We start from the raw sequence: 26,712 nt of genomic DNA on the forward strand, positions 1-26,712 counted from the left end.
CAATGAGTTTTCCTCAAGTTGAATTAAACACCAATAAAGGTCGTATTGTACTAGAGTTAAACAGTGAAAAAGCGCCTAAAACTGTAGAGAACTTTTTACAGTATGTTCGTGATGGTTTCTATGATGGTGTGATTTTTCACCGTGTGATTGATGGTTTTATGATCCAAGGTGGCGGTATGGATGAAAACTTCAAGGAAAAAGCAACCCGCGATTCAATTGAAAATGAAGCTGATAATGGCTTAACCAATGATGAAGGGACTGTGGCAATGGCGCGTACACAAGCGCCACATTCTGCATCTGCACAATTTTTTATCAATGTGAAAAATAATGCGTTCCTTAACCATACCGGTAAAACCGCACAAGGTTGGGGCTATGCTGTATTTGGTAAAGTTGTTGAAGGTATGGATGTAGTGAATGCCATCAAAAACGTACGCACTGGCAGCCGTGGCTACCATCAAGATGTGCCATTAGAAAATGTTGTGATTGAATCTGCAAAAATCATTGCTGAATAATCCATCTTCTTTCCCTCCTTTTCATAAGGAGGGAAGCTGATACTTATGCAACAATTATTTATTTCGGATTTACACCTCTCAGAAGATCACCCCCGACTGGTTCACGGGTTTTTATCATTACTACAACATTATCAACAGCAACCCACTGCACTCTATATTCTAGGTGACTGGTTTAATGCCTGGTTATCCGATGGCGATCCCGGAGAATGGTTATTGCCGATTGTCAAACAACTCAGAGCCTTTACTGCAACTGGAAACACGGTTTATTTTCTGTGTGGCAATCGTGATTTTGTTCTGGGGCAACAATTTCTGGACCGTTTTGGCGGACAACTATTAATTGAACCTTATATCTATCAATGGCAAGGTTTACACATCCGGCTGGAACATGGCGATGCTTTATGTACTGATGATGTAGCTTATCAACGCTTTAAAAAAATTATTCGTAATCCGCTATTACTTGGCATATTGAAATTATTACCTTTTTATTTAAAAAAACGTTTAGGCGATTTTTTCCGTAAAAAAAGTCAGGCTCGGCAAACAACTCAGCATTATCAACCCATTGATGTCAATCAGGCAGAAGTATTGCGACAAATTCAGGGAATCAATCTGCTGATTCATGGACATACCCATCGTCCTGCAATTCATGAGATTTCACCGACACAACAGCGTATCGTATTAGGTGACTGGCGTGAAAAAGATGGGCAAGCGCAGCATGGTTGTGCTAAAGTTTTGTTATTGCGCTCTGCAACTGATATAGAATTTTTTGACTGGCAATTTTAAATGTCCGAACTTCATGTTAACCAGCTTGTCGATGCCCGGCAACAACCCTGCCCGATGCCAATTTTAATGTTAAAACGTACCTTAAAAACCCTGCCATCAGGTCAAATTATTTTGGTTAAAAGTACCGATCCCCATAGTCAGCAGGATCTGGTGCATTTTTGTCAGGTACAACAACTTAAATTACTGAAAACTGAAATTCAAAATGATGAATTTCATTATTATATTGAAAATTAACCAATACATCTTCGGTGATCGATAAAGCGATTGCCAAGCGCTTAAACTCACTTTAAAATTATTTATTTACATATTTAAACGCATTCTCACTTACATATTATTGGGCTTCTCTTTAAGATAAAGCTTTGGGAATTCCATACCCTATCAAGGAGTTTACATGACTACTGACAGTAGCAACCAATTGATGCCCCTGTCGTTGTCTGCGCCAGGTGTAAATCTCGGTGCCTATATCAGTACGGTGAATCAAATTCCGATTCTAACCGCAGAGCAAGAAAAAGAACTTGCCGAACGCTATTATTATGATCAGGATCTTGATGCTGCCAAAATGCTGGTAATGTCACATTTACGTTTTGTGGTTCATATCGCACGCAGTTACGCAGGTTATGGTTTACCACAGGGGGATCTAATTCAGGAAGGCAATTTAGGCCTGATGAAAGCAGTAAAACGCTTCGACCCGACCATGGGCGTGCGTCTAGTTTCCTTTGCAGTCCATTGGATTAAAGCCGAAATTCACGAATATGTAATTCGTAACTGGCGTATCGTTAAAGTTGCCACCACCAAAGCACAGCGCAAATTGTTCTTTAATCTACGCAGTCTAAAAAAATCCAGTAAAAAACTCACACTGGAAGAAGCACAGGCAATTGCCAATGATTTAAACGTGACCCCGGAACAAGTTCTGGAAATGGAAGGTCGCCTCACTGCCTATGATGCTGCATTTGAAGCACAAAATGATGATGACGATGACAGTCATTACACTGCGCCAGCATTATATCTGGAAGATAACCGCTACGATCCTGCCCGCCTAATTGAAGAAGAAGACTGGGAAGACCAAAATACCCATGCGTTACATGAAGCCATGGAACAACTGGATGATCGCTCACGTAATATTCTGCAACGTCGCTGGTTGGATGATAATAAATCCACTTTACACGAACTTGCAGCAGAATATAATGTATCCGCAGAGCGTATCCGTCAGCTCGAAAAAAATGCAATGGAAAAAATCAAAGTTGCCATGTCTGCGGGCTAAAAATCAGGTTACACTTAGGCATCATTTAGATGCCTTTTTATTGGTTACAAAAAAATAGGAGCACGATATGTGGCTGGGTATCGCTGCAATAAATTTAGCACTTGCCGTTATGTTGGGTGCATTCGGGGCGCATGGTTTAAAAAAAGTTGCCTCTCCTGAGCAACTGGTCTGGTGGCAAACGGCTACAGATTACTTTTTTTATCATGCTTTGGGTTTACTGGCTTTAGGCATTATCGCCAGGACCTTACCGCAACTGGCAATCAAAACACCCTTCTGGTTGATTCAAATTGGTATTGTCTTTTTCTGTGGTTCACTCTATATCATGGCACTCGGCCTACCCAGAGGTTTGGGTGCAATCACACCAATTGGCGGTTTATTCATGATTCTGGGCTGGCTCACACTGGCATGGCAAGCATTTAAAACAGCACACTAGATACGATATGACCATCTCCATTATTTTAAATGGCGAAAGCCAACAAACAACCCACCTTGACCTGTTAGCATTGGTTCAGGACCTTCATCTGGAAGGTAAACGGTTTGCAGTCGAATTGAATGAGCAAATCATTCCCAAAAGTCGTTTGGCCGAAACACCAATTGCGCCAAATGATCGTATAGAAATCATCCATGCAGTGGGTGGCGGTTAAATATGGAGGTTATAGCTAAAAACATTATGCAAGATTCAAGCTTTAAAATAGGACAACGCGAATTTAACTCACGCTTATTGGTTGGAACAGGTAAATATAAGGATTTACAAGAAACTGGCGCAGCGATACAAGCCAGTGGAGCAGAAATTGTTACCGTAGCCATTCGCCGGGTAAATATCGGACAAGACCCAAACCAGCCCAATCTGCTTTCGGTGATTCCGCCAGAAAAATATACCATTCTTCCCAATACTGCTGGCTGTTTTGATGCAAAAAGTGCAATACGTACCTGTCAACTGGCGCGCGAATTACTTGATGGGCACAATCTGGTCAAACTTGAAGTGCTGGGGAATCAGGAATCTCTTTATCCCAATGTAGTGGAAACCTTAAAAGCAGCGCAAGTTTTGATTGATGACGGTTTTGATGTCATGGTCTATACCTCGGATGATCCTATTGTGGCCCAGGAACTTGAATCCATGGGTTGTGTAGCGATCATGCCTTTAGGCAGCCTAATTGGTTCTGGTCTGGGTATTTTAAATCCGCACACGTTATCCTTAATTATCGAAAATGCCAAAGTCCCTGTTTTAGTCGATGCCGGTGTCGGTACTGCAAGTGATGCTGCAATTGCGATGGAACTGGGTTGTGATGGTGTGTTAATGAATACCGCGATTGCACAGGCACAACACCCTATCCTAATGGCAAGTGCCATGAAAAAAGCCATAGAAGCTGGTCGTGAAGCTTATCTTGCTGGTCGTATGCCACGCAAACGTCTGGCACATGCTAGCTCACCAGAAACGGGATATTTCTTTAAGTAATATTCTTTCTTGCTTTATTCTGCCCTATTGATGATATATGTCATGGATAGGGTTTTTGCTTTTCTAATTTAACTTTCTATAAAAAATCCATCATCTTTTTGCGGGCTAAAAGGATTATAAGTCACCATGGCCTGATTGAGTGTGGTAAAAATTTTTTCAATACTAAAATCGGTTAAATCATTCTGAATATGGAATAAAATCGGTAATAAATTAATGCCATTTTCACCATTACTAAATGCGTAATATGTTTCACACCCTTGAATGGACATGAGATTTTCATCCTGAATCATCACACAATATTTTTTGTATTGTCTGGGTATAAACAATAAATCCTGATATGCCATTTTCTTTAACAGCATTGCATCATGAAATAAGTCACCATAGCTTTTCTGTACTTTCTGTTTCGGTAAAAACGCACTAAACATACCACCATTTGAACGTTTGACTCGAGTGCGTTCAACCTCTTTCAATTCGAGCTGTAAAGCCAGATATTGTTCCAGTTTATGTTGAATTGCATGATACAGCGCCTCAATCGGAGCCTGTGCCCGACGATTGACAATTTTATATTCCTCTGCCGATAAAGGGACAAACAACTCATCCCGACGACGTTCCAATAACTTTAAGTAACTGAGCAATCTATAGCCAAATTCTTGTATTTTATGATTAAAAATTAATAAAGGTTGTTGTTTAAAAACATCAAAACAGTTCAGCATTTCTTGAAACATATTACGCAGACTATGAAAGACAAAATCATATTCATCCTGATGGGTTAAATCCTGTTCCAGTGCTCTTTTCAATGGCGTCAAAATTTTTTCTACAATGACATTTTCAATATTGAGAATATGATTAGAAATCACCAAATCAAGATTTTTTTCTGTCAATGCAATAGGTTCTATAAATAATGGGGTAATTTCCTGACTAAAGCTAAACTCCATTTGTGCCACTATATCAATCACAGTCTTATGCACTTTATATTCAATGGTCACCATTTTTTCCATCAGTGACTTGAACCAGTCGATATAGCTTTTTTCGGCAGCTGGATTGAGGGGTAGAACCAAACCAAAAATATAAGTTTTATTATTATATTCAATTACTTGTTCGGTCAAAAAACGACGAATTGAATAAATATTCTCTTCAACTTTTTTCCCAGGCGCCAAAAAGAAATAATATCGGCTCGTTTTAACTACGGCAAATTTACGAATTTTTTGTTCTTTACGAATATAATATTTAAAGAAAAAATGTTTTTCCTGCTGCACCTCAAATGAACTTAAAGGTCGATACCAATAACCGAGAATTTGATGCTTAATATATACTTCAAGAATAAAATTTTTCACTTGATCGGCAGTGAGATGTCGAATGTTATCAACAATCACCAGCTCTTTTTTACGAATAATTTTGGCAATATGATATAAAAAAACCTTACGAATTGATTCTTTCTCCTCAAGGAGTTTCAAATCATCTTCAACCACAATTTCATCAATTTGTTTTAAAACATTTTCAATATAGTCTGCAAAAAATAATACGTTATTGTTTTGATGAATAAATTGTAAAGAATCCAGTATATTACTGACCACTTCTCGCATACGTGGATTTTCTAATTTAAACTTTAACACCTGAAGTGAAGTGTCGACCTTGCTTTCAAAGGTATTAGAAATACGATGCCAAATGATTTGTTTGGGACGTAAAATTTGTTTATCAATTTCTATTTTCACATCCATATCAAGAGATGCAAAAATGTTTTCGAGCTGCATTTGCCAATCTATATCTAACAACGGATCGATTTGAATCAGTTCAGATCTCAATAGATAAGGGATATAAATCATAAATGCACACTTTTTAATTGTGAGATATAAAACTAAATAAAAAAATATTTTGATGATTTTAACATTTTTTATTATTTTTGTATAAAAAAACAAACACTATTTTTGATGCTTAATTCATTTTCCCTTCTAGTCTCATCTTCTTAAGCCTTTATTAATATTTGCATTTGTTATTGGTACGTTGAGGTTTTATCTATATTGAAATCACATAACGAGTACAAACGATAATAAGTAAAATACCACAAGATAAATATAAAATTTTATTTTACAATGCGGTATTTTATTTTAAATTAATCCAAAAAACATTAAAATAAAGGAAATCGCAAAAAAGGAAGTATTCATAGATGTCTAAGGTCGAATATACAGGTTTAGAATTTTTAACCGCTGTTAAAAATGGTGAAATCCCGCACGCACCCATGGCCAAGATTATTCCAATGAAACTGGTTGAAGTACAACAAGGTTATATTGTCTATGAAGTAACTCCGGAAGATACACATATCAATCTACAAGGTGGCATCCATGGTGGGTTTGGTGCAACGGTTCTGGATAGCGTCACTGGCGCTGCTGCACATACCATGATGGAAAAAGGGGTTAATTTTGTCACCACCGATCTGAATATTAAAATGATCCGTCCCATGCAATCCGGAAAGACCTATCGTGGTGTCGGACAGTTGATTAATTTAGGACGAACACTGGTGATCACCGAAGGCCGTATTATTGATGAAAACAATAAAATCTATGCTCATGCAACAGCCACATTGATGATTATCCGTAAATAGCAACTAAATTGATATGATGGGCAAGTTTCCTGTGGAAGCTTGCTTCTGAATGCTTCTTGGATCGGCCCAGACTATTCCCTTTCCTTAACCAACTTCATTGCGGATATTGTTAACCATATGTAATAAGCGTGGCGCAATATCATCTTCTAGCTTTTCACGATTGAGAATAAAACTTGGTCCTCCACAGTTAAAGACCAATAATCCATGTTGCTCATGATAATACGGTACAGCAACGGAGTTTACATCTTTATGCCATTCACCAATCGAAAAACAATAACCAAAATCCTGATAATCTTTAAATGCCTTATCTAATTCACGATTAATTTTGATCCAGTCATCTTTATGTCGGGCTCGAATGGCATTAAGTAAAAATTCACGTTCATCAACAGGAATGGCTGCCAAACAGGCACGTCCGACTGAGCTTAAATGAATCGGTAAATAAGTACCCACCTGCCGTCGCATGGTGATATTGCCTTTACCTTGCACAACATCCAGATAAATCATGTTAAGACGATCACGAGTTGTCATGGCAACTGCAGCGCCTGCATAATCCGCCAACTCTTTCATATACGGATGAGCAATAGAACGAATCGACAAATTGGATAACATCGAATAACCAAAAGCAAGCACGCCCACCGAAAGCTGAAATTTACTTGAATTGGGTACTTGTTTTAAATAACCCAGACGTGACAGCGTATGTGTTAAACGGGTAATAGTCGGTTTGGGTAAACCTGTCATATGGGATAATTCCTGATTACCCAGATGTGGATGCTTGGGCGAAAAACAACGTAATAATTCTAATCCACGAGCAAGCGCCGTAATATATTGACGATCATTTTCATCTTGCATATCTTCAATGGGATGCAAAAGTTCATGTCTTAATGGAGCAAGTAGCTTCTCTGCCTGTTCAGCCTCGGTTACTTCTGTCATTTAATTCGCCTAAACTCTTTAATTTTGTTTCGCATGGCGAAAATTATAATATAAATCTTGTATTGATGGCAAAGAAGCAACCGATTAAAAGTTGCTTCTTCAAGATAACTGCGAATAATTATCCAACGATACCTTTATCACGTAGTGCTGCCAGTTTTTCGCGATCAACGATTCGAGCCAAGATTTCATCAGTATGCTCGCCCAGCATTGGCGGTGCTTTCTTGTATTCTACCGGTGTACGTGAAAGTTTAATCGGCGAACCAATCACTTGCAGTTTATCTTTTAATGGATGCTTCATTTCAATTAGCATATTGCGCGCCTGAACTTGAGGTTCTGCAAATGCCTGTTGTAAATTGTTGATCAAACCCACAGGAACTTTGGCTGCATGAATTACTTCAACCCAATGTTTTGCCGTATTGGTCATAAAATGTGCTGCTAGCAGTTCACCAATTTCGGTACGATGTTTGATCCGTAAAGTATTGGTGGCAAAACGTGGGTCTTTGGGCAAGTCAGCCAATCCAATGGCCTGACTTAAGGCAACAAACTGTTTATCATTACCACAGGCAATAATAAACTCCTGATCTACAGCTTTAAAGACTTGATAAGGTACGATATTCGCATGTGCATTGCCGTATCGTCCCGGCACTTTACCCGATGCCAAATAATTCATACCCTGATTTGCCAGTGTCGCAACTTGTACATCCAGCAAAGCCATATCAATATATTGTCCCAGCCCCGTGATCGTACGATTCAGTAAGGCAGCCTGAATTGCAATGGTTGAATACAAGCCTGTGGCTAAATCGGCAAATGCGACCCCGACTTTTTGTGGACCACCACCCGGCAAATCATCTTTTTCTCCGGTCACAGACATTAAACCGCCCATTCCCTGAATAATAAAATCATACCCCGGCTCTGCTGCCCGTGGTCCAGTCTGACCAAAGCCAGTAATGGAGCAATACACCAGTTTGTCATTAATTTCTTTTAATGTATCGTAGTCTAGACCATAATTTTTAAGCGAACCTGCTTTATAGTTCTCAATTAGCACGTCAGATTCAGCCACCAGCGCACGCACCAGCTCTTGACCTTCAACTGTCGAAATATCAATTGCAATAGACAGTTTATTACGGTTTGTCGACTGATAATATGCAGCTTCGTGAGTATCTTCACCCTGATCATCTTTCATCCACGGCGGTCCCCACAAACGTGTGTCATCACCTGTTTTTGGACGTTCAATCTTGATCACCTCTGCGCCCAGATCGGCAAGGATTTGACCACACCACGGACCAGCCAGCACTCGACTTAAATCCAGTACACGTATTCCCTCTAATGCACCCATGTCTTTTCTCTTTTATATCCGTTCAATAACCATTGCGAGACCTTGCCCCACACCTATACACAAGCTGATCACAGCATATTTTTTGCCACTACGCTGTAACTCACGCGCTGTCGATAATGCCAAACGAGCACCCGAAGCACCCAGCGGATGACCAACTGCAATCGCACCACCATTCGGGTTCACTCGTGGATCATCAAACGCAATATCCAGTCCCTTTAAACAGGCCAGCACTTGTGAGGCAAAGGCTTCATTAATTTCAATAATATCCATATCATCTAGCGTTAGCTTGGCACGTTTCAATGCCAGTTTAATGGCTTCAATCGGGCCTGCACCCATGATACGTGGTTCTATACCGGCAGCCGCAGAGGAAAGAATTTTTGCCATGGGCTTAATACCCAGAGTCTGTTCGGCCTGTGCAGAACCAATCAATAATGCCGCTGCACCATCATTCACGCCAGAAGCATTGCCTGCTGTCACCACACCACCTTCAAACAATGGTCGAAGCTTTTGTAAGGTTTCAAGATTAGAAGAAGGACGTGGATGCTCATCTGTGTTCACCAGTTTAGGCGGCAATTTACGCCCCTGTGCCACTTCTACTGCGACAATTTCACCGTCAAAAAAACCGGATTGTCGTGCGACTTCATATTTGGCTTGTGATGCTGCTGCAAAAATATCTGCCGCTTCACGACTGATACCATATTCAACCGCAACGTTATCTCCTGTTTTTGGCATGGTGTCATCGCCAAATTGTTTTTCTAGCAACGGATTTGGAAAACGTGCGCCGATGGTTGAATCAAATACAGTAAAGTCACGACTAAAAGGTGCTTCAGATTTAGCAAATACAAAAGGCGCACGAGACATAGACTCCACTCCGCCCGCTATAAAAATATCTCCTTCATCACAGGTAATCGCGCGGGCTGCATCAATAACCGCAGCTAAACCGGAAGCACATAAACGATTGACCGTTTGTGCCGGCGTCTTAACATCCAGCCCGGCAAGCAAAGTGGCATGACGAGCAATATTACGGCTGTCTTCACCTGCCTGATTGGTATTACCCAAAATTACATCGGCAAAAATATCATTGGGAAGCTGATGTTTTTCAAGTAATGCTTTAATCACATGTGCCGCTAGGTTATCAGGCCGAACCGTCGCCAGACAACCAGCGTGACGGCCAAATGGTGTACGCACACCGTCATAAATATAGGCATTTAACATTTCATCATTCCTTAAATGGTAGAGCTGTGAAGTAAAGACAGGTTTAGCGCTGAACGGCGTTTTAACCAAGGACTTGGTCGATAGCGCTGATCGCCCGTATTGCTATACATACGTTCCAGAATCAGTAAAATACGCTCACTTCCAAGCACATCTCCCCATGAAATCGGTCCATAGGGATACCCCAATCCTAATTTCACTGCTTTATCAATATCTGTGACTGTGGCGATTTTTTGTTGAGCAATATCACAGGCCAAATTCACAACCATTGCCAGCACACGTTGTGCAATAAAGCCAACACTTTCTGCAATGATGCTGACCCCATGACCATCTCTGGCAAAAATCGCATGTGCCTGATCAATATAAGATTGTTGTGTCACAATGGATGGCATCAATGTACGATGTTTATCAAAGTCTGTCAGCAGATCAATATTGACCGCCCTCGTTGCATCAACACCAAAACGTAATGCCGCAGTGGTGGTATCTTCACCATAAGTTGCCAACAGAATTAAACTCTCAGATGCAGGTTGTTCGGCATTGTCACAAACCAGCCCTTGCATCTGAATAAACTGGCGTAGGATTACAGCATCCTGTTCCCGATCTGCCTTAATCCAGACTGACGAATAAGCCGCAACTTGTGGTACAGTCTGTCTTGGTGCTTCGTTTGTCTTAGCGCCATCGACATATTTATAGAAGCCTTCACCTACTTTCCGTCCGACTTTTTTACCAGCTAACATTTGGCGAGTTAATGGATGTGGACGATAGCGGTCTTCCTGATAAAACTGGTTAAAAATTGATTCCATAACAGGGTGTGACACATCTAGACCTGTCAAATCAAACAACTCCAGTGGTCCCATGCGAAATCCTGCACCTTCACGTAAAATACGATCGATTTCACTGACTGTAGTCACACCTTCCCCTAATATTTTCAGGGCTTCTGTACCGTAAGCACGACCAGCATGATTGACAATAAATCCAGGTGTATCTTTGGTACGGACACCACAATGTCCAATGTGTGAAGCAAAGGCAAGCAGCTCGGTTATCACATCTTCTTTTGTTGCAAATCCAGCAATCACTTCCACCACTTTCATCAGTGGTACAGGATTAAAAAAATGTAGTCCAGCCATACGCCCCTGATGTTCCAGCACCGAAGCAATCGCAGTGACGGAAAGTGAAGACGTATTTGTTGCCAAAATGGTGCTGTCCGAGACAATTGATTCAAGCTGTTTAAACAAATTTTGCTTAATTTCCAGATTCTCGATGATAGCTTCAACCACCAAATCGACCCCGGCAATTGCTTCAATATTTTCTACAATATGTAAATGAGCAAGTGTATCGGTAAATTGCTGTTGGCTAATTTTCCCTTTCGCCTGTAACTTTTCCAAGGTAAGTTTGAGTTTTGCCAAACCCTGCTCAGCCGCATCAGCTCTGGCATCAAACAAACGTACATCAATGCCGGCTTGCGCTGCGATTTGTGCAATCCCCATTCCCATAACACCTGTACCAATCAGTGCCATTATTTGAATTGCCATGATTATTCTCCCTGATATCGAGCTGGACGTTTTTCAAAAAAAGCATTCACACCTTCTTTTTGATCTTTGGTATCAAATAAAATCTGGAATGCTTTACGCTCTAGACTCAACGCCGCTTGCAAGGACATATCCTGTCCTAGATTGGTAACTTCCTTGATTTGCTGTACTGCAATAGGAGAAAAACCGGCAATCGTTTTTGCCAGTTCCACTGCATGTTCAATCGTGTTTGCATCCTCAACCACTTCGGAAACCAGTCCCATTTGTTTGGCCTCCTCAGCACCAATAAATTTACCAGTCAGTACCAGCAGCATGGTCTGAAATTTGCCAATCGCCCGAAGTAACCGCTGAGTGCCACCTGCGCCAGGCATCAAGCCTAGTTTCACTTCGGGCTGTCCAAACTGGGCCGAACGACCAGCAATAATCATGTCGGCATGCATAGCAAGCTCGCAACCACCACCCAGCGCATAACCATTGACAGCAGCAATAATCGGCTTGGTACAGTCAATAATACTTTGCCAGTATTGTTCGGTATGACGTAAATACATCTGGGCAGTACTGGCAGTGGCAAAATCCTTGATATCAGCGCCAGCAGCAAAAACCTTTTCACCACCGGTCAATACAATGGCGCGAACAGAAGCATCATGATTCAATTGCCGAAAGGTCTCGGAGAGCGCTTGGCGCAAAGCAAGATTCAAAGCATTTCTCGCTTCGGGACGATGTATTTCAATGATTGCTACACCATCTTCACGGATATCTAATTTCAAAATTTGTTGACTTTCCATAGTAATCTCATTTCGCACTGCGATACTTAAAACATAATATACTTGTTATTTGATGCTGTAAATTCCAAAAATAACGTATAAAATATTTACAAATTCTGCCAATTACTAAAAATAAAATATAAACAGATCATTAATATTGATTTAAAAACGATAAATATATCGCATTGCGAAATTTATTTTCATATATATTGATTATTGTATCAAAGTTGAATTAGTATGCATGAAAATTTGTTGAGTCGATCAAACTCAACCAAGCTACAGATATGCCACTAAGCTCATCAATTCTAAAATGGAGTTAGAACATGGTTCGTGATCAGGAAACCTTAGACCAGTTGATCGATATGATTCATCAGTTTGTTGAGGGTGTATTAATCCCAAATGAAGAACTCATTGCAGAAACAGATGAAATTCCATCGGAAATCATTCAGCAAATGAAGGCGTTAGGATTGTTTGGTTTAACAATTCCTGAAGAATATGAAGGCCTTGGCCTGACCATGGAAGAAGAAGTTTATGTTGCATTTGAGCTGGGCCGTACTTCCCCTGCTTTTCGTTCACTGATCGGTACCAACAATGGTATTGGTGCTTCTGGTTTGATCATTGATGGTACAGAAGAGCAAAAACAATATTTTCTACCACGCTTGGCCAGTGGTGAAATCATCAGTTCATTCTGTTTAACCGAACCAGATTCCGGTTCTGATGCTGCCTCATTAAAAACAACAGCAGTAAAAGATGGTGATGAATATATTCTCAATGGTACCAAACGATTTATTACCAATGCACCACATGCAGGTGTATTTACAGTTATGGCACGTACCAATCCAGACATAAAAGGCTCTTCTGCAATTTCGGCTTTTATTGTCGATAGTAAAACTCCTGGTATTTCACTGGGTAAACGTGACAAAAAAATGGGACAAAAAGGTGCGCATACCTGTGATGTCATCTTTGAAAATTGTCGTATTCCGGCATCTGCCTTAATTGGTGGTGTAGAAGGTATTGGCTTTAAAACCGCAATGAAGGTGCTGGATAAAGGACGTATTCATATTGCGGCACTGAGTGTTGGAGCAGCAACGCGTATGCTCGATGACTCCTTAAAATATGCGATTGAACGTAAACAATTTAATCAGCCAATTGCCAACTTTCAATTGATTCAAGGCATGTTGGCAGACTCCAAGGCAGAAATTTATGCTGCAAAATGTATGGTACTGGATGCAGCCCGTTTGCGTGATGCAGGCAAAAATGTAAGCACTGAAGCCTCATGTGCAAAAATGTTTGCAACCGAAATGTGTGGTCGTGTTGCAGATCGTGGTGTGCAAATTCATGGTGGTGCAGGATATATCAGTGAATATGCCATTGAGCGTTTCTACCGTGATGTACGTCTATTCCGTTTATATGAAGGTACAACACAAATTCAACAGGTCATTATTGCTCGTAATATGATCCGTGAAGCAACTCGTTAACAGTTTGGACCAGTCATCATTCCCTTATGACTGGTCCTTTTTTTAGGTAATGGATTATGACTGTAACAAATACACTCGCTAGGATTGGCCCACATACGTGGAAAATAGCTTTCTTCTTTGCCTTTCTGGCATTACTGGTAGATGGTGCAGATCTAATGCTGCTTTCATATAGCTTGAATAGCATTAAAGCAGATTTTGGACTGAGTTCTGTAGAAGCCGGCATGCTGGGTAGTTTTACACTTGCGGGTATGGCAATCGGCGGCATTTTTGGTGGCTGGGCATGTGATCAGTTTGGTCGTGTGCGGGTCGTGGTCATTTCGATTCTGACCTTCTCAATTCTCACCTGTGGTCTTGGATTTACCCATAGTTTTTGGGAATTTGGTATTTTACGTTTCTTCGCATCATTAGGTTTAGGTTCTTTATATATCGCCAGTAATACATTGATGGCTGAATACGTCCCAACAAAATATCGCACCACAATCCTCGGTACGCTCCAAGCTGGATGGACGGTTGGTTATATTGTCGCAACATTGCTTGCAGGCTGGATCATTCCGGATCATGGCTGGCGCATGCTGTTTTATGTTGCAGCTATTCCAATTATCATGGCGATTCTTATGCACTTTTTGGTACCAGAACCTGCATCATGGCAAGAAAATCGTTTCAAAAAAGTTGATCTCAACCCAGCAGAAAAAGCAGAATCGACCTGGAAAACTATTTTTCAGGACAAGAAAAATCGCAACATGTTTATCTTGTGGGCTTTAACTGCTGGTTTTCTGCAATTCGGTTACTATGGTGTCAACAACTGGATGCCAACCTATCTGGAAAGCGAACTGGGGATGAAGTTCAAAGAAATGACGTCCTATATGGTAGGCACATATACTGCAATGATCTTAGGTAAAGTTCTGGCCGGATTTATGGCGGATAAATTAGGTCGTCGTTTTACTTATGCTTTTGGTGCAATGGGTACTGCAATTTTTCTGCCCCTGATTGTATTTTATAACTCCCCTGCAAATATCCTATATTTATTGGTGGCTTTTGGATTCCTATATGGTATTCCTTATGGTGTAAATGCAACCTATATGACAGAAAGCTTTCCAACCATTATCCGTGGTACAGCCATTGGCGGCGCATATAATGTGGGGCGTTTAGGCGCGGCCATTGCCCCTGCAACCATTGGCTATCTTGCCAGTGGCGGTTCGATTGGTATGGGCTTTGTGGTAATGGGTGCGGCCTACTTTATTTGCGGTCTAATCCCTGCATTATTCATCAAAGAAAAACTCTATGATCCGCAAAAAGCTGCATAAGAATAAGATCAATAGAGATCATTCCTTAGAAATTTAATAGCGGATGACTACGGCATGTTTATAACTTAAACATGCCGTATGTCTTATTTAAAGGGGATAAATACATGTCTTATGAATCGAAAAAATCAGCTGTACCAAAACATTAAATCTACAATATAAAAGATCCATTATGCTTGTTTGTTCGGTTACGATTTCTATGTTCCTTCATTTTTAAATCATTTATTTCAACAATTAAAAGGCCTATTGATAGATCATCAATAGGCCTAAACATGATAATACTTTTACTTTCCAGTTCAGAATATAACTGTGAAATTAAATCTCATTCATGCTTTAATCAAATAAGTTTTAATCAATTAAACCTTCATCCCGCATCGCAATTTGTACAGATTGACGTTGCGACACCACATCTCGAAGATCATTAATTTCTTTAAATTTAGACAAATCGTGTCCTATACCCTTAGACCAGTTTGTCAACACAAAAAGATACGCATCTGCCGGACCGAAATTATCATCAACCAGATAATCCGTATCAACTTCTGCCAAATAATCCTCTACATATTGTAATAAACGATCAATTTCGACATAAGCTCGTTGTTTAGTCTCGTCATCCATGGGTTGAGCAAAAAAGACTGCATAGGCATCATGTAATTCGGAATTTAAATATCCTAGCCATTCGAGTACTTTGGCTCGTCCCAAACCTGATGGCGGGATAAGATCCTGTTTTGGATCATGCTGTGCTAGAAATGGTAAGACCGCAACATTTTCGGTAAGAATCAGCCCCGGATTAATTTCCAGTGCAGGGACATAACCTTTTGGGTTAATCGTATAATAATCCTGCCCTTTTTCTGTGGTATGTGTTTTAAGATCAACACGTTCCAAATCAAAATCAACATTAATTTCATTTAAAATAATATGTGATGCAAGAGAACATGCACCTGGCGCATAATACAGCTTCATTGTGTTTCCCTGTTATGAACTCTTGTTAGTTTTAATATGTTATTGAGAAACTTGCAAGTATTAAAAGGTTTTATCTTGCGACAACTTATGTATCAAATTACTACTAGGATGAAACACAAATCCTATATACAAAAAAGCGAGCCGAAGCTCGCTTTTATCAATGGATTACTTGACTAAAAATTAGAAGCGGAAGCTTACACCAACTTTAGCAACTGGAGCCCATTTGTATTTGTCGTCATTTGCAATTTTATGCGCTTCACGATCAACAGCAGCTTGAGCAGAAGTCGTATTACCAGAAACAGGAGCTAAGTTATATTGAGCCAACTCAACTTCTGGATTACCAGTATAGTACGCACCAACTTCACCAAATAAACCCCAACGATTAGTAATTGCTGGAGAGAAACCAAGACCTAAGTAAGGTGCAAACTCATTATTATATTGCAAATTACCTTTAACACCACCTTCTTGACCAGCTACAGCTAATTGATAGTTTTTACCATCAATGCTTAATGTATTACCATTACCGATACGTTTTTGAAGATCGTATGTATTATCTAAATAACCCACACCAGCAGCAACATAGAACCAGTTGGCAAATGGGCGAATTTCTGCATTTAAATAAGCAGTTTTATTGTCCATATCTAAATCGTATTTGGTACCATTGACTTTGATATCATCAGACCAAGAAATATCGCCACCGTTATAACCAGCTGTTAAACCAACATATGGATTAACACTCCAGCTTAAAGCACCACCGTAACCAGTTGTGCCCACTTCGGCACGAACAGATGCTGGTTTAAAAGTAGAGAAAGATGCAATCCCTTCTTCAGTGATGACTTGTTCATCTGCCATTGCAAAAGTTGCAGAACTTGCCAAGGCAGCTACAGCTAAAACACGTAACATTTTCATTTTATACTCCTCAAGATACCCAAACGACATTGTTGTTTGAATTATGGGTAATTTTACGTGAAAAACGAGATAAAGTGACTGTTTTTTTGTTTTTTCTTTGTAATCTTTTGATACATTTCATATAACATATTGATTCTATAATTTTTATTTCAAAAAATTACAAAATACTGTGCAACTTTAACCAATCGTGTAGAATATTGCAAAATTTTATTTTCGGAACAAGATTATGTCCCAGCTCGCTCAAATTATCGAACAAGCCTTTGAAGATCGTGCCCAATTATCCAGTAGCAACTGTCCTCAGGACATCCGTGACGCAGTAGAACAAGCCCTAGCAGGTTTGGATAATGGTTCTTTAAGAGTAGCAGAAAAACAAGGTGGTGAGTGGGTTGTTAATCAATGGTTAAAAAAAGCCGTTTTATTGTCATTTAAATTAAATGATAACCAAGTGATTGAATCTTGCGACTTACGTTTCTTTGACAAAGTAGATACAAAATTTACTGCTTGGACTGAACAACAATTTAAAGATGCTGGCATCCGTGTAGTTCCTCCTGCTGTTGCACGTAAAGGCAGCTACATCGCAAAAAATGTCGTATTAATGCCATCTTATGTCAATATCGGTGCCTATGTTGATGAAAGTACCATGGTAGATACTTGGGCTACAGTTGGTTCATGTGCACAAATTGGTAAAAATGTACATTTATCAGGTGGTGTTGGTATTGGCGGTGTATTGGAACCGTTACAAGCAGGTCCGACGATTATTGAAGACAATTGTTTTATTGGCGCACGTTCAGAAATCGTTGAAGGTGTCATTATCGAAGAAGGTTCCGTGATTTCAATGGGTGTTTATATTGGTCAATCAACCCGTATCTATGATCGCGAAACTGGCGAAATTTATTATGGTCGTGTACCAGCAGGTTCAGTTGTTGTACCTGGAAGCTTACCATCGAAAGACGGTAAATATAGCTTATATGCAGCAATCATTGTAAAACGCGTAGATGCACAGACCCGTGCCAAAACTAGCTTAAATGATTTATTACGTGCTGATTAAGTCAAAGCAGTATTAACCAAAATAAAAAATAAGCCCTCACATAAATGTAGAGGGCTTTTTTATTTAATTTAGGGTAAAATCATCGGCCTTCTATTTCTGTCTGATATTTTATTTGTGTCTATGCGCAACCAGTTTATTCCTGTTACCGATCCTGCGGCAGGTTTAAAAATTACCGAAATTTTTTATTCCCTGCAAGGCGAAGCAAACGAAGCCGGCAGCCCGACGGTTTTTGTTCGATTAACTGGATGCCCTTTGCGTTGTCATTATTGTGATACCACCTATTCTTTTGAAGGCGGTAAACGCATGACACTCGAAGACATTTATCAGCAAATTGCTTCCTATCAAGCAAAATTTGTCTGTGTAACCGGTGGTGAACCCCTCGCCCAACCCAATTGCCTAACCTTATTAAGTGCACTATGTAATAAAGGTTATCGTGTTTCTCTGGAAACCAGCGGTGCGTTGGATATTTCTAGGGTTGATACACGTGTGTCCCGTATTGTCGACGTAAAAACTCCTTCCAGTGGTGAAGAACATCGCAATCTGATTGACAACTATCAGCATCTTACACAACATGATCAAATCAAATTCGTCATTAGCGATGAAGATGATTATCAATGGGCAAAAGATTTTCTTGCTCGACATCAATTGGCTCAAAAAGTAGGGACAGTATGGTTTTCTCCTGCTTTTGCGATAGAAGGTGATGTTAGATTACCCGCTTTTGCCCGCCAACTTGCCGGATGGATTTTACAAGACCATCTGCCAGTCAAATTTCAATTGCAATTACACAAACTGCTCTGGCAGGATGAAAAGGGTCGTTAGATCGATTTTTATCCTAGACCTGTCAAGTTGATGCCTCCTTGAGATGTGACTGTGATAAAATTCAAGCGCTGCAATTTTTGATATAGGTTGGTTCAATGCGCCCTAAAGCTGTTGTTTTATTATCAGGTGGTTTAGATTCCAGTACATGTCTGGCATGGGCTGCTGCACATTATGATTGTTATGCCATTAGTTTTATGTATGGTCAACGCTCAACCAGCGAGCTTAAAGCGGCCCAAATCCTGGCACAACAATTTGCACTTGAACACCGTATTATCAATATTGATCTGGGCAATATTGGTGGGTCTGCTCTCACCGATCATAATCTAGATGTACCAGAACAATTACAAGATGGTATTCCCATTACCTATGTTCCTGCGCGTAATACCATCTTTTTATCCTATGCGCTGGCACTGGCCGAAGTTAAGGAAGCTGAAGCCATTGTGATTGGCGTGAATGCGGTGGATTATTCCGGTTATCCCGATTGTCGTCCGGAATATATCGATGCCTTTACAAAAATGGCAAATTTGGCGACAAAAGCCGGCATCGAAGGCCATCCTATTAAAATTGAAACACCTCTGTTACATTTATCCAAAGCGAATATCATACAGCTCGGATTAAAACATGGGTTAGACTATTCCCAAACCGTATCGTGTTATCAAGCCGACGATCAGGGCCGGGCTTGTGGGAAATGTGATAGCTGCCGATTACGCCATCAAGGCTTTATCGAGGCAAATGTTGCAGATCCAACACGCTATATCATGTGATTTTTAGGAACTGATAAAATATTATGAATATCAAATTACTTACAGCTGGTGTTATTGCCTGTTCAACCCTATTTGGTTCAGCCGCTTTTGCAGCCGATGCCAATAGTTCACAAGCAGAATTTGAAGCATTAAAAGCGGAATATCAAAAAAGTCTAGAAACTGCGGCAAAAAGCTCGGATATTCGTGGTGGTTTGGTCAAAGCCTGTAGCGTTAAATATAAAACAGCCGTAGCCAATAAAGCATTAACACAAGCTGATGTTAATAAATTATGTTCATGTAGTGTGACTGCCGAAGGTCAAGTGACTACAGCAGAAACATGGGAATTACAAAGTGCAGCCAATGCAAAAAATAAAACCAAGTTTGAACAACTACAAGTTTCCTTAATGAAAAAACAAGGTGACAGCATTAAAAAATGTGTAGGAACGGATTTGGATCAGAAATTAACCAAATTAACGCAACAAGCTCAAGCTGCTGCGAAAAAATAATCTTGACTGGGATAAAATTATAATGGATACACAAGAAGATATTCGCTTACCTGATTTTAGTGTGCCTTCGACACAAGGCGACATCAATCTAAGTCAGCTCAAACAGAATTGGCTTGTGCTTTATTTTTATCCCAAGGATTCAACGCCGGGCTGTACCACACAAGCCAATGAGTTTACACAGTTTAATGATGCGTTTAAGGCACTGGATATCCAAGTTGTAGGCATATCGCGTGATTCCCTTAAAAGTCATGAGCGTTTTATCGAGAAACAAGGCATTAATTTCACTTTGATCAGTGATGCTGACGAAAAACTCTGTCAACATTTTGATGTGATTAAAGAGAAAAATATGTATGGGAAAAAAGTAATGGGCATAGAACGCTCTACTTTTATTTTCCATCAAGGCAAACTCATTAAAAGTTTCCGTAAAGTAAAAGCTGCTGGTCATGCCGAAATCGTTTTGGCAGAAATTAAAAATTTACAACAACAAGAAGCTTAGGCTTCTTGTTGATTCACAACGGACAAATCCTGTTTTAAATAATATTGTTGTAGCTTTGGATACCATTCACTGTTTTTAAATTGTTGTAAGAATTGCTGTACGTTCTCAGGAAAATGTTCGCGATCAATCTCACCTTGATAATATTTCTCCCGTAATGGAGTTGCCGATAAGGCATTTTTTAGATTATCCAGTTCTACCAATTCCCATTCTGGAAATAATCTCAAATAATACGAACTTTCATCCTTAAAATGGCCAATCAAACCAACTTTGTGCCCCTCTCCTGTCACCGCCGCAACCCCATCTGTCACTGCCTTTACCCATTTTTTATCATTATATAAATCAATAATCGGAACAAAAAATAAATGCTGTTGCACCTCAGAATTAAAATTCCCCAGAATCATCTGTTCACGTTCCGCAATAGAAAATGGATTTTTAATGGTACGTTCATTTTGTGCAGAGCCTAAAACCAGAATAACGTTTTCACTCATGCCAAATGCAATATCAATCACTTCCTTATGGGCAAAGTGAAAAGGCTGAAAACGCCCAATAAACACGAGATAATCAAATTTTTTTTGTGTGCCTAACATAAGCTCATCCATTTGTGTGAACTGTACAGTTTTCCCAAACTTTGCTAAAACTATATTCACCTTAAACCCATGATATTTCCTCTTGGATAGAAAAAATGAGCTTAGATTGTTTAAATACTCAGATTCCCCATCTTCAGGCCCAATTACAAAATGGCGTTTTAACTCTAGCAATTGATCGCCCTGAAGCCAAAAATGCAATATATGGTGAATTATACCTTGCAATCGAGCAGGCATTATATCAGGCTGATGCTGCAAACGAAGTAAGAAGTGTCATTTTACGTGGCGCCAATGCAGATTTTAGTGCCGGTAATGACATGCAGGACTTTGCCAAAAACATCAACAATACTCAAGTGATTACCAGTGATACGCTTCATCCCTCATTTTTACTGTTACAAGCTGCAGCCAAATTCTCCAAACCACTGATTATTGCGGTAAAAGGTGTTGCAATTGGTATTGGTGCAACTTTACTTTTACATGCCGACTTTGTTTATGCTGATAAAAAAAGTATTTTCCAGTTCCCATTTACCAGCCTAGGCTTATCCCCTGAAGGTTGCTCAAGCAAATTATTGCAGCAACAGGCAGGTTATTTACTGGCAGCAGATTTATTATTTTCTGCCCGTAAATTTGATGCACAAACAGCATTACAGGCGCGATTAATTTCACAAATTAGTGAAGATTCCTATTTACAAGCAGAACAAACAGCGCAACATCTTGCACAGCTTCCTTTAGCATCGCTTAAACAAGCAAAAGCATTAATGAAAGCCAATCTTGATGAGATTGTAGAATGGATTGATTATGAAGCCAGAATTTTTATGAAACGGGTACAATCACCAGAAATGCTGGAAGCACTGACTGCATTTAAAGAAAAACGTAAACCTGATTTTTCTCAATTCAATTAACATTGAAATAATTAAATGTCGATTATTTGAATAAATTCAAAAGCAGGCTCTTCATAAGGATGACTATGTTGAAGAGCTTGTTTTACAGCAAATGCATCGTGTTCATGCACAATCGTTTCTACTCGCCATTCTTCCACGCATTCCAGTTTTCCGACTTCACCAATAAACGGTGTTGCCTGATTCATCGGTTTAAATTGTCCAATCCCTTTCACTTGCCATGCACATTCGCAATAATCGCCAATACCGCCTGCACCCGCTTGAAAGATCGCGGTTTTGGTGGCCTCCAGATGCGATTCTGGCACATAGTAAATCAGTTTTAGCATAAGCCTCTATCTCAAGCATTCAAAATACAATGCATTAAAATTCCTTGTATGCCATCAATTCCTGTATGTCAAAATCAAAATATCCAGAATCCTGAACAATCATCAGCATCGCTTCGGCAATATAATCGGCAGCAATATCATCAATAGCACATTCCCGTTCTTCAAATACAGGTTTTAAGCGATTGATCTTTTGTACTACCTCATTGGCAAATATGTAAATATCTTCTGGCTTAGCTGTTTTCTGTACACGCTGAGAAAAATCGATAAGTACAGCTTTGATTTGATCAACCAAATCATCCGCATAATAATCATCTTCATACATTGGCAACAATAGATCATCATTCATTTATTTTTCACCTCAACATTTTGGTCATCATCATTTGTCATTCTCTCAATTTTCTAATTGAGTATGTCTTTGTTAATTTAGATGGTTTGTATTGCTTGCCACATTTTAATCGCATCTGCTGTAGCTTTAACATTATGGGTACGAACAATTGATGCGCCTTGTTGAATTGAAAATAGATGTCCTGCAACACTCGCAATATCGCGATCCATGGGTGCTGCACCATCTAATACTTCACCAATAAAGCGTTTACGCGATAGTGCTGATAAAATCGGATAGCCCAACTCATTAAGCTGCCATAATTCGCGTAATAATGTTAAATTTTGGCTGGCATTTTTGGCAAAACCAAATCCGGGATCAATGATAATATTTTTGGTTTGAATACCCACTGCCAATGCCTGTTCAACGCGTTCCAGCAATTCGTGCTTTACTTCCAAAGTGACATGATCATAATTTGCCAAATCATTCATGGTATCTGGTTCACCACGCATATGCATCAACACCACAGGAATATTCAGTGCCGCTGCGGTTTCTAAAGCCTGGGGACGTTTTAATGCCCGAACATCATTCCAGATATGAGCACCCGCCTGTACAGCTGCATTCATCACCTCCGGCTGACTAGTGTCAATCGACAAAATAACATCATGTTTCGCCAGTGCCTCTACAACTGGCACTACACGCTGTAATTCCTCCTCAATCGACACGACAGCAGCATGTGGGCGGGTTGACTCCCCACCAATATCAATAATGCTTGCACCATCGTCAATCATGCTTAAAGCATATTCTATGGCCTGAGCTTTATCGAAATACAATCCACCATCACTGAAAGAATCCGGTGTGACATTTAGTATTCCCATAATATGTGGTACGGATAAATCCAATTGTTGTTTTCCACAATCTAAAACTTTTGATGGCAATGGGATTAAATGCATAATATTAAAAATCCTAAATGATACAATGCTATTGTACTCATTTTTTGTATTTACAAGCGTACAATTTATAAAAGTTATTCATCTGCTAATTATCGGTTACTGGGTCCTTTATCCGACTAAACTTCAACAATAGCTAGAGCTTATACTCAGCTTTTTTGTAGGCATATCTTTTTATCTAGCAATTCGATTTATTGTGAGTTATTTACACTTCGAAGTTTTCAAATTTACAAAATAAAACCACCCGAAGGTGGTTTCTGCAATCTTAAGCTTTAGGTAAAGACGGCAATGGTGGCGGGGTGGTTGGATCAGTTGAAATACTGACCTCAGCCAAAGGCACCGGATTATCCGAAACATAGACTTTTGGTGGCTGCGGATCACGACCTTCCATGATGTCACGAATCTGATCGCGATCAATGGTTTCCCATTCCATCAAGGCTTTTACCATCGCATGTGCAACATCTTTATGTGATTCAATGATGTCACGGGCAACCTTATATTGCTCATCCAAAATACGACGGATTTCACTATCGACTTGTTGTTGGGTTGCTTCGGAAATCGTACGATTACCGACATTACCAAAGAAGCCCTGTGTATTCTCGTCTTCATAAACCATCACACCCAGTTTATCCGACATACCGTATTTGGTAACCATTGCACGTGCCATTTTAGTTGCACGTTCAAAATCGTTGGAAGCACCAGTCGATTGCTGATTAATAAAGACTTCTTCAGCAATACGACCACCAAACAGAATCGAGATTTCATTGAGCATTTTGCTCTTGTAATTACTGATCGCATCCTGTTCCGGTAATTGCCAAGTCACACCCAATGCCCAACCACGTGGCATGATAGTGACCTTATGTACTGGATCTGTACCAGGAAGAATTTCTGCAACAATCGCATGGCCAGATTCATGATAAGCCGTCGCACGACGCTCTTCGTCACGAATCACCATGGATTTACGTTCTGGTCCCATATAGATCTTGTCTTTTGCATCTTCAAAGTCATGCATATCGACGGTATTTTTATTACGACGAGCTGCAAACAATGCTGCCTCGTTGACAAGATTGGCAAGCTGTGCACCAGAAAAGCCCGGTGTACCTCGTGCCAGAACAGGAACATCAACACCTGTTACAGACGGCAATTTTTTCAGGTGGACATTCAAAATCTGTTCACGACCTTTAATGTCAGGCAGACCGACCATCACTTGACGGTCAAAACGTCCCGGACGCAACAATGCTTTATCCAGTACATCAACACGGTTGGTTGCTGCAATGACGATGATCCCTTCATTGCCTTCAAAACCGTCCATTTCTACCAACATCTGGTTCAAGGTCTGTTCACGTTCATCATGACCACCACCTGTACCAGAACCACGATGACGACCTACCGCATCAATCTCATCAATAAAAATGATACAAGGCGCATGACGTTTTGCCTGCTCGAACATGTCACGAACACGGGAAGCACCCACACCGACAAACATCTCGACAAAGTCAGAACCGGAAATACTAAAGAAAGGAACTTTTGCTTCACCGGCAATGGCTTTTGCTAATAAGGTTTTACCTGTACCAGGAGGCCCTACCATCAATACGCCTTTTGGAATAGATGCACCCAGACGTTTAAATTTGGCAGGATCTTTGAGGAAATCAACGATCTCAACCACTTCCTGTTTGGCTTCATCACATCCTGCAACATCGGTAAATGTCACTTTAATTTGATCTTCAGATAACATTTTGGCTTTAGACTTACCAAAGCTCATTGGTCCGCCTTTACCACCGGCACCGCCACCCATGTTCCGCATAAAGAACATAAACAGCAGAATGATCAGTAATACTGGAAAACTGGCAATTAACAATTGCATCAATAAGCCTTGGCGATGTGGTGCAGTTCCTTGAACTTCCACACCATTTTGCAACAAGTTTGGTACAAATTGTGGATCAAAAACATCTGGACGAATCGTTTCGAACTCAGTGCCATTCGCTTTGGTACCAGTTATACGTTCGCCATCAATTGTGACCTGTTTGATCTGTTTCGCTTCAACAGCCGTCACGAATTGAGAGTAATTTAAGGTATCAGTCTTATTCTGGCCGCTGAAATTACTAAAGACTAGTATCAGAACACCGATGATAATCAGCCACAATACGGCATTCTTGAAGATATCGCTCAAAGCATTATTCCCATATTTATTAAACTGAGTAGATGTGATTTCAAACTGAAAACTCTACCTAACCAAAATGCTAAACACAAATTCTAACAGCTTTACAGCTCATAAGCATGTCTATAAATAGACAATTTGCTACTGAGCTTGTAACGCTTTTTTCCGTCCCTGTCCAATCAAAAATACCTCTTTTGATCTGGCACGAGAAGCCTCAGGTTTTGCAGTTTTCAAAACATCAAAACTGTCTACCATCTGTTTACGGAACTCATCAAATCCAGTTCCCTGAAACACTTTCACCACCATTTGTCCATGTGAACCCAGTACTTTTTGTGCAAAATCCAGTGCCAGCTCACATAAATAAATTTGTCGTGGTTGATCGACAGCCCTATTACCTGATGTATTGGGTGCCATATCGGAAATTACAAGGTCTACCGTGCGTCCATTTAAAATATTTAACAATTTTTCGAAAACTTCCTGCTCACGAAAATCACCCTGTAAAAAGGTCACATCAGGCAAAGCATCCATTTCCAAAATATCTGAGGCAATCACCAGCCCTTTATTTCCAACCAGTTTACCTGCGATCTGAGACCAGCTACCCGGTGCAGCGCCCAAGTCAACCACAGTCATACCGGGTTTGATCAGCTTATATTTATCCTGAATTTCTAGTAACTTATATGCAGCTCTAGCACGATAACCTTCTTTTTGAGCTTTTTTTACAAAAGGGTCATCTAAATACTCACGCATCCAGGCTCGACTACTTTTGGATAATTTTTGATTGGTAATTTTGGTTGCCATGATAGTTCATTGAAGAAATCGATAAAACATTGAACA

General features: G+C 40.1%; 30 protein-coding genes. 16 read left to right on the forward strand and 14 right to left on the reverse strand.

Annotated features, from left to right (window positions below):
- Positions 1-2 precede the first annotated feature (2 nt).
- The 7 genes from CAP51_RS00555 (at position 3) to CAP51_RS00585 (ending at position 4,009) form a co-directional block, all read left to right on the forward strand.
- On the forward strand, positions 3-512 hold the full coding sequence (locus CAP51_RS00555; RefSeq protein ID WP_087618774.1) for a peptidylprolyl isomerase: 510 nt from the start codon (positions 3-5) through the stop codon (positions 510-512).
- A gap of 45 nt (positions 513-557) precedes the next feature.
- Complete coding sequence (locus CAP51_RS00560) at positions 558-1,292, forward strand: UDP-2,3-diacylglucosamine diphosphatase (RefSeq protein ID WP_087618775.1); 735 nt, start codon at positions 558-560, stop codon at positions 1,290-1,292.
- The gene (locus CAP51_RS00565; protein ID WP_087618776.1) at positions 1,293-1,526 is read left to right on the forward strand and encodes a sulfurtransferase TusA family protein; all 234 of its coding nucleotides are present in this window, start codon (positions 1,293-1,295) and stop codon (positions 1,524-1,526) included. It abuts the gene before it with no gap.
- Between the two features lie 157 nt (positions 1,527-1,683).
- Positions 1,684-2,553, forward strand: a complete 870-nt coding sequence (gene rpoH / locus CAP51_RS00570; protein WP_087618777.1) for an RNA polymerase sigma factor RpoH — start codon at positions 1,684-1,686, stop codon at positions 2,551-2,553.
- A gap of 67 nt (positions 2,554-2,620) precedes the next feature.
- A complete protein-coding gene (locus CAP51_RS00575) occupies positions 2,621-2,986 on the forward strand; it encodes a DUF423 domain-containing protein (RefSeq protein WP_087618778.1) in 366 nt (121 codons plus the stop codon).
- A 13-nt stretch (positions 2,987-2,999) separates the two neighbouring features.
- Entirely contained in the window at positions 3,000-3,197 is a 198-nt protein-coding gene (gene thiS / locus CAP51_RS00580) for a sulfur carrier protein ThiS (RefSeq protein WP_087619842.1), read from the forward strand.
- 26 nt (positions 3,198-3,223) lie between these two features.
- Complete coding sequence (locus CAP51_RS00585; RefSeq protein WP_087619843.1) at positions 3,224-4,009, forward strand: thiazole synthase; 786 nt, start codon at positions 3,224-3,226, stop codon at positions 4,007-4,009.
- A gap of 68 nt (positions 4,010-4,077) precedes the next feature.
- On the opposite strand, the gene CAP51_RS00590 is transcribed toward CAP51_RS00585, so the two are convergent.
- Complete coding sequence (locus CAP51_RS00590; RefSeq protein WP_140404381.1) at positions 4,078-5,760, reverse strand: hypothetical protein; 1,683 nt, start codon at positions 5,758-5,760, stop codon at positions 4,078-4,080.
- 413 nt (positions 5,761-6,173) lie between these two features.
- Between CAP51_RS00590 and CAP51_RS00595 the strand changes: the two genes are divergently transcribed.
- A complete protein-coding gene (locus CAP51_RS00595; RefSeq protein ID WP_087618780.1) occupies positions 6,174-6,608 on the forward strand; it encodes a PaaI family thioesterase in 435 nt (144 codons plus the stop codon).
- 84 nt (positions 6,609-6,692) lie between these two features.
- Here the strand turns inward: CAP51_RS00595 and CAP51_RS00600 are convergent, their stop codons facing one another.
- From CAP51_RS00600 to CAP51_RS00620, 5 genes are all read right to left on the reverse strand, one after another.
- Positions 6,693-7,538: an IclR family transcriptional regulator gene (locus CAP51_RS00600; protein WP_087618781.1), complete on the reverse strand. Its 846-nt coding sequence runs from the start codon at positions 7,536-7,538 to the stop codon at positions 6,693-6,695.
- Between the two features lie 118 nt (positions 7,539-7,656).
- The gene (locus CAP51_RS00605) at positions 7,657-8,874 is read right to left on the reverse strand and encodes a CaiB/BaiF CoA transferase family protein (protein WP_087618782.1); all 1,218 of its coding nucleotides are present in this window, start codon (positions 8,872-8,874) and stop codon (positions 7,657-7,659) included.
- Positions 8,875-8,886: 12 nt separating this feature from the next.
- Complete coding sequence (locus tag CAP51_RS00610) at positions 8,887-10,089, reverse strand: 3-oxoadipyl-CoA thiolase (RefSeq protein WP_087618783.1); 1,203 nt, start codon at positions 10,087-10,089, stop codon at positions 8,887-8,889.
- Between the two features lie 11 nt (positions 10,090-10,100).
- Positions 10,101-11,618, reverse strand: coding sequence for a 3-hydroxyacyl-CoA dehydrogenase (locus CAP51_RS00615; protein WP_087618784.1), 1,518 nt, complete (start codon positions 11,616-11,618; stop codon positions 10,101-10,103).
- A gap of 2 nt (positions 11,619-11,620) precedes the next feature.
- Positions 11,621-12,400, reverse strand: a complete 780-nt coding sequence (locus tag CAP51_RS00620; protein ID WP_087618785.1) for an enoyl-CoA hydratase — start codon at positions 12,398-12,400, stop codon at positions 11,621-11,623.
- A 302-nt stretch (positions 12,401-12,702) separates the two neighbouring features.
- Here CAP51_RS00620 and CAP51_RS00625 point away from each other — a divergent pair, with 302 nt between their 5' ends.
- A complete protein-coding gene (locus CAP51_RS00625; RefSeq protein WP_087618786.1) occupies positions 12,703-13,857 on the forward strand; it encodes an acyl-CoA dehydrogenase family protein in 1,155 nt (384 codons plus the stop codon).
- Positions 13,858-13,913: 56 nt separating this feature from the next.
- Complete coding sequence (locus CAP51_RS00630) at positions 13,914-15,161, forward strand: MFS transporter (RefSeq protein ID WP_087618787.1); 1,248 nt, start codon at positions 13,914-13,916, stop codon at positions 15,159-15,161.
- Positions 15,162-15,506: 345 nt separating this feature from the next.
- Here CAP51_RS00630 and CAP51_RS00635 read toward each other — a convergent pair whose 3' ends face one another.
- Together CAP51_RS00635 and carO are read right to left on the reverse strand one after the other, a co-directional pair.
- Positions 15,507-16,118 carry a glutathione binding-like protein gene (locus CAP51_RS00635; RefSeq protein ID WP_087618788.1) on the reverse strand — a complete coding sequence of 204 codons (612 nt, stop codon included), beginning with the start codon at positions 16,116-16,118 and terminating at the stop codon, positions 15,507-15,509.
- A gap of 180 nt (positions 16,119-16,298) precedes the next feature.
- Entirely contained in the window at positions 16,299-17,027 is a 729-nt protein-coding gene (carO, locus tag CAP51_RS00640; protein WP_087618789.1) for an ornithine uptake porin CarO, read from the reverse strand.
- A 226-nt stretch (positions 17,028-17,253) separates the two neighbouring features.
- Here carO and dapD point away from each other — a divergent pair, with 226 nt between their 5' ends.
- From dapD to CAP51_RS00665, 5 genes are all read left to right on the forward strand, one after another.
- A complete protein-coding gene (gene dapD / locus CAP51_RS00645) occupies positions 17,254-18,075 on the forward strand; it encodes a 2,3,4,5-tetrahydropyridine-2,6-dicarboxylate N-succinyltransferase (RefSeq protein ID WP_087618790.1) in 822 nt (273 codons plus the stop codon).
- Positions 18,076-18,195: 120 nt separating this feature from the next.
- Complete coding sequence (queE, locus tag CAP51_RS00650; RefSeq protein WP_087618791.1) at positions 18,196-18,894, forward strand: 7-carboxy-7-deazaguanine synthase QueE; 699 nt, start codon at positions 18,196-18,198, stop codon at positions 18,892-18,894.
- Positions 18,895-18,989: 95 nt separating this feature from the next.
- A complete protein-coding gene (queC, locus tag CAP51_RS00655; protein WP_087618792.1) occupies positions 18,990-19,658 on the forward strand; it encodes a 7-cyano-7-deazaguanine synthase QueC in 669 nt (222 codons plus the stop codon).
- Between the two features lie 23 nt (positions 19,659-19,681).
- Positions 19,682-20,143: a hypothetical protein gene (locus tag CAP51_RS00660; RefSeq protein WP_087618793.1), complete on the forward strand. Its 462-nt coding sequence runs from the start codon at positions 19,682-19,684 to the stop codon at positions 20,141-20,143.
- Positions 20,144-20,165: 22 nt separating this feature from the next.
- On the forward strand, positions 20,166-20,639 hold the full coding sequence (locus tag CAP51_RS00665) for a peroxiredoxin (RefSeq protein WP_087618794.1): 474 nt from the start codon (positions 20,166-20,168) through the stop codon (positions 20,637-20,639).
- Here CAP51_RS00665 and CAP51_RS00670 read toward each other — a convergent pair.
- Positions 20,636-21,226, reverse strand: a complete 591-nt coding sequence (locus tag CAP51_RS00670; RefSeq protein ID WP_245809045.1) for a nicotinate-nicotinamide nucleotide adenylyltransferase — start codon at positions 21,224-21,226, stop codon at positions 20,636-20,638. The two genes, CAP51_RS00665 and CAP51_RS00670, sit on opposite strands and share 4 nt — an antisense overlap.
- Before the next feature lie 95 nt (positions 21,227-21,321).
- On the opposite strand from CAP51_RS00670, the gene CAP51_RS00675 reads away from it, so the two are divergent.
- The gene (locus CAP51_RS00675; RefSeq protein WP_087618796.1) at positions 21,322-22,125 is read left to right on the forward strand and encodes an enoyl-CoA hydratase-related protein; all 804 of its coding nucleotides are present in this window, start codon (positions 21,322-21,324) and stop codon (positions 22,123-22,125) included.
- Between the two features lie 11 nt (positions 22,126-22,136).
- Here CAP51_RS00675 and CAP51_RS00680 read toward each other — a convergent pair whose 3' ends face one another.
- The 5 genes from CAP51_RS00680 to rlmE form a co-directional block, all read right to left on the reverse strand.
- On the reverse strand, positions 22,137-22,448 hold the full coding sequence (locus CAP51_RS00680) for a YqfO family protein (protein WP_087618797.1): 312 nt from the start codon (positions 22,446-22,448) through the stop codon (positions 22,137-22,139).
- 34 nt (positions 22,449-22,482) lie between these two features.
- On the reverse strand, positions 22,483-22,794 hold the full coding sequence (locus tag CAP51_RS00685) for a DUF5713 family protein (RefSeq protein ID WP_087618798.1): 312 nt from the start codon (positions 22,792-22,794) through the stop codon (positions 22,483-22,485).
- Positions 22,795-22,871: 77 nt separating this feature from the next.
- Positions 22,872-23,723, reverse strand: coding sequence for a dihydropteroate synthase (folP, locus tag CAP51_RS00690; RefSeq protein WP_087618799.1), 852 nt, complete (start codon positions 23,721-23,723; stop codon positions 22,872-22,874).
- 262 nt (positions 23,724-23,985) lie between these two features.
- Positions 23,986-25,890 carry an ATP-dependent zinc metalloprotease FtsH gene (gene ftsH, locus CAP51_RS00695; protein ID WP_087618800.1) on the reverse strand — a complete coding sequence of 635 codons (1,905 nt, stop codon included), beginning with the start codon at positions 25,888-25,890 and terminating at the stop codon, positions 23,986-23,988.
- Positions 25,891-26,019: 129 nt separating this feature from the next.
- On the reverse strand, positions 26,020-26,676 hold the full coding sequence (rlmE, locus tag CAP51_RS00700) for a 23S rRNA (uridine(2552)-2'-O)-methyltransferase RlmE (protein WP_087618801.1): 657 nt from the start codon (positions 26,674-26,676) through the stop codon (positions 26,020-26,022).
- Positions 26,677-26,712 lie beyond the last annotated feature (36 nt).

The organism is Acinetobacter populi, assembly GCF_002174125.1.
Lineage (GTDB): Bacteria > Pseudomonadota > Gammaproteobacteria > Pseudomonadales > Moraxellaceae > Acinetobacter > Acinetobacter populi.

Excerpts from the sequence above, each read along its gene's own strand:
- CAP51_RS00610 (WP_087618783.1), bottom strand. The coding sequence starts at position 10,089 with ATGTTAAATGCCTATATTTATGACGGTGTGCGTACACCATTTGGCCGT.
- CAP51_RS00590 (WP_140404381.1), bottom strand. The coding sequence starts at position 5,760 with ATGCAGCTCGAAAACATTTTTGCATCTCTTGATATGGATGTGAAAATA.
- dapD (WP_087618790.1), top strand. The coding sequence starts at position 17,254 with ATGTCCCAGCTCGCTCAAATTATCGAACAAGCCTTTGAAGATCGTGCC.
- CAP51_RS00620 (WP_087618785.1), bottom strand. The coding sequence starts at position 12,400 with ATGGAAAGTCAACAAATTTTGAAATTAGATATCCGTGAAGATGGTGTA.
- CAP51_RS00625 (WP_087618786.1), top strand. The coding sequence starts at position 12,703 with ATGGTTCGTGATCAGGAAACCTTAGACCAGTTGATCGATATGATTCAT.
- CAP51_RS00615 (WP_087618784.1), bottom strand. The coding sequence starts at position 11,618 with ATGGCAATTCAAATAATGGCACTGATTGGTACAGGTGTTATGGGAATG.
- CAP51_RS00585 (WP_087619843.1), top strand. The coding sequence starts at position 3,224 with ATGCAAGATTCAAGCTTTAAAATAGGACAACGCGAATTTAACTCACGC.
- CAP51_RS00685 (WP_087618798.1), bottom strand. The coding sequence starts at position 22,794 with ATGAATGATGATCTATTGTTGCCAATGTATGAAGATGATTATTATGCG.
- queC (WP_087618792.1), top strand. The coding sequence starts at position 18,990 with ATGCGCCCTAAAGCTGTTGTTTTATTATCAGGTGGTTTAGATTCCAGT.
- CAP51_RS00555 (WP_087618774.1), top strand. The coding sequence starts at position 3 with ATGAGTTTTCCTCAAGTTGAATTAAACACCAATAAAGGTCGTATTGTA.
- CAP51_RS00600 (WP_087618781.1), bottom strand. The coding sequence starts at position 7,538 with ATGACAGAAGTAACCGAGGCTGAACAGGCAGAGAAGCTACTTGCTCCA.
- CAP51_RS00660 (WP_087618793.1), top strand. The coding sequence starts at position 19,682 with ATGAATATCAAATTACTTACAGCTGGTGTTATTGCCTGTTCAACCCTA.
- CAP51_RS00565 (WP_087618776.1), top strand. The coding sequence starts at position 1,293 with ATGTCCGAACTTCATGTTAACCAGCTTGTCGATGCCCGGCAACAACCC.
- rlmE (WP_087618801.1), bottom strand. The coding sequence starts at position 26,676 with ATGGCAACCAAAATTACCAATCAAAAATTATCCAAAAGTAGTCGAGCC.
- folP (WP_087618799.1), bottom strand. The coding sequence starts at position 23,723 with ATGCATTTAATCCCATTGCCATCAAAAGTTTTAGATTGTGGAAAACAA.
- CAP51_RS00675 (WP_087618796.1), top strand. The coding sequence starts at position 21,322 with ATGAGCTTAGATTGTTTAAATACTCAGATTCCCCATCTTCAGGCCCAA.
- CAP51_RS00665 (WP_087618794.1), top strand. The coding sequence starts at position 20,166 with ATGGATACACAAGAAGATATTCGCTTACCTGATTTTAGTGTGCCTTCG.
- CAP51_RS00635 (WP_087618788.1), bottom strand. The coding sequence starts at position 16,118 with ATGAAGCTGTATTATGCGCCAGGTGCATGTTCTCTTGCATCACATATT.
- CAP51_RS00595 (WP_087618780.1), top strand. The coding sequence starts at position 6,174 with ATGTCTAAGGTCGAATATACAGGTTTAGAATTTTTAACCGCTGTTAAA.
- CAP51_RS00680 (WP_087618797.1), bottom strand. The coding sequence starts at position 22,448 with ATGCTAAAACTGATTTACTATGTGCCAGAATCGCATCTGGAGGCCACC.
- carO (WP_087618789.1), bottom strand. The coding sequence starts at position 17,027 with ATGAAAATGTTACGTGTTTTAGCTGTAGCTGCCTTGGCAAGTTCTGCA.
- queE (WP_087618791.1), top strand. The coding sequence starts at position 18,196 with ATGCGCAACCAGTTTATTCCTGTTACCGATCCTGCGGCAGGTTTAAAA.
- rpoH (WP_087618777.1), top strand. The coding sequence starts at position 1,684 with ATGACTACTGACAGTAGCAACCAATTGATGCCCCTGTCGTTGTCTGCG.
- CAP51_RS00605 (WP_087618782.1), bottom strand. The coding sequence starts at position 8,874 with ATGGGTGCATTAGAGGGAATACGTGTACTGGATTTAAGTCGAGTGCTG.
- CAP51_RS00560 (WP_087618775.1), top strand. The coding sequence starts at position 558 with ATGCAACAATTATTTATTTCGGATTTACACCTCTCAGAAGATCACCCC.
- CAP51_RS00575 (WP_087618778.1), top strand. The coding sequence starts at position 2,621 with ATGTGGCTGGGTATCGCTGCAATAAATTTAGCACTTGCCGTTATGTTG.
- CAP51_RS00630 (WP_087618787.1), top strand. The coding sequence starts at position 13,914 with ATGACTGTAACAAATACACTCGCTAGGATTGGCCCACATACGTGGAAA.
- CAP51_RS00670 (WP_245809045.1), bottom strand. The coding sequence starts at position 21,226 with ATGTTAGGCACACAAAAAAAATTTGATTATCTCGTGTTTATTGGGCGT.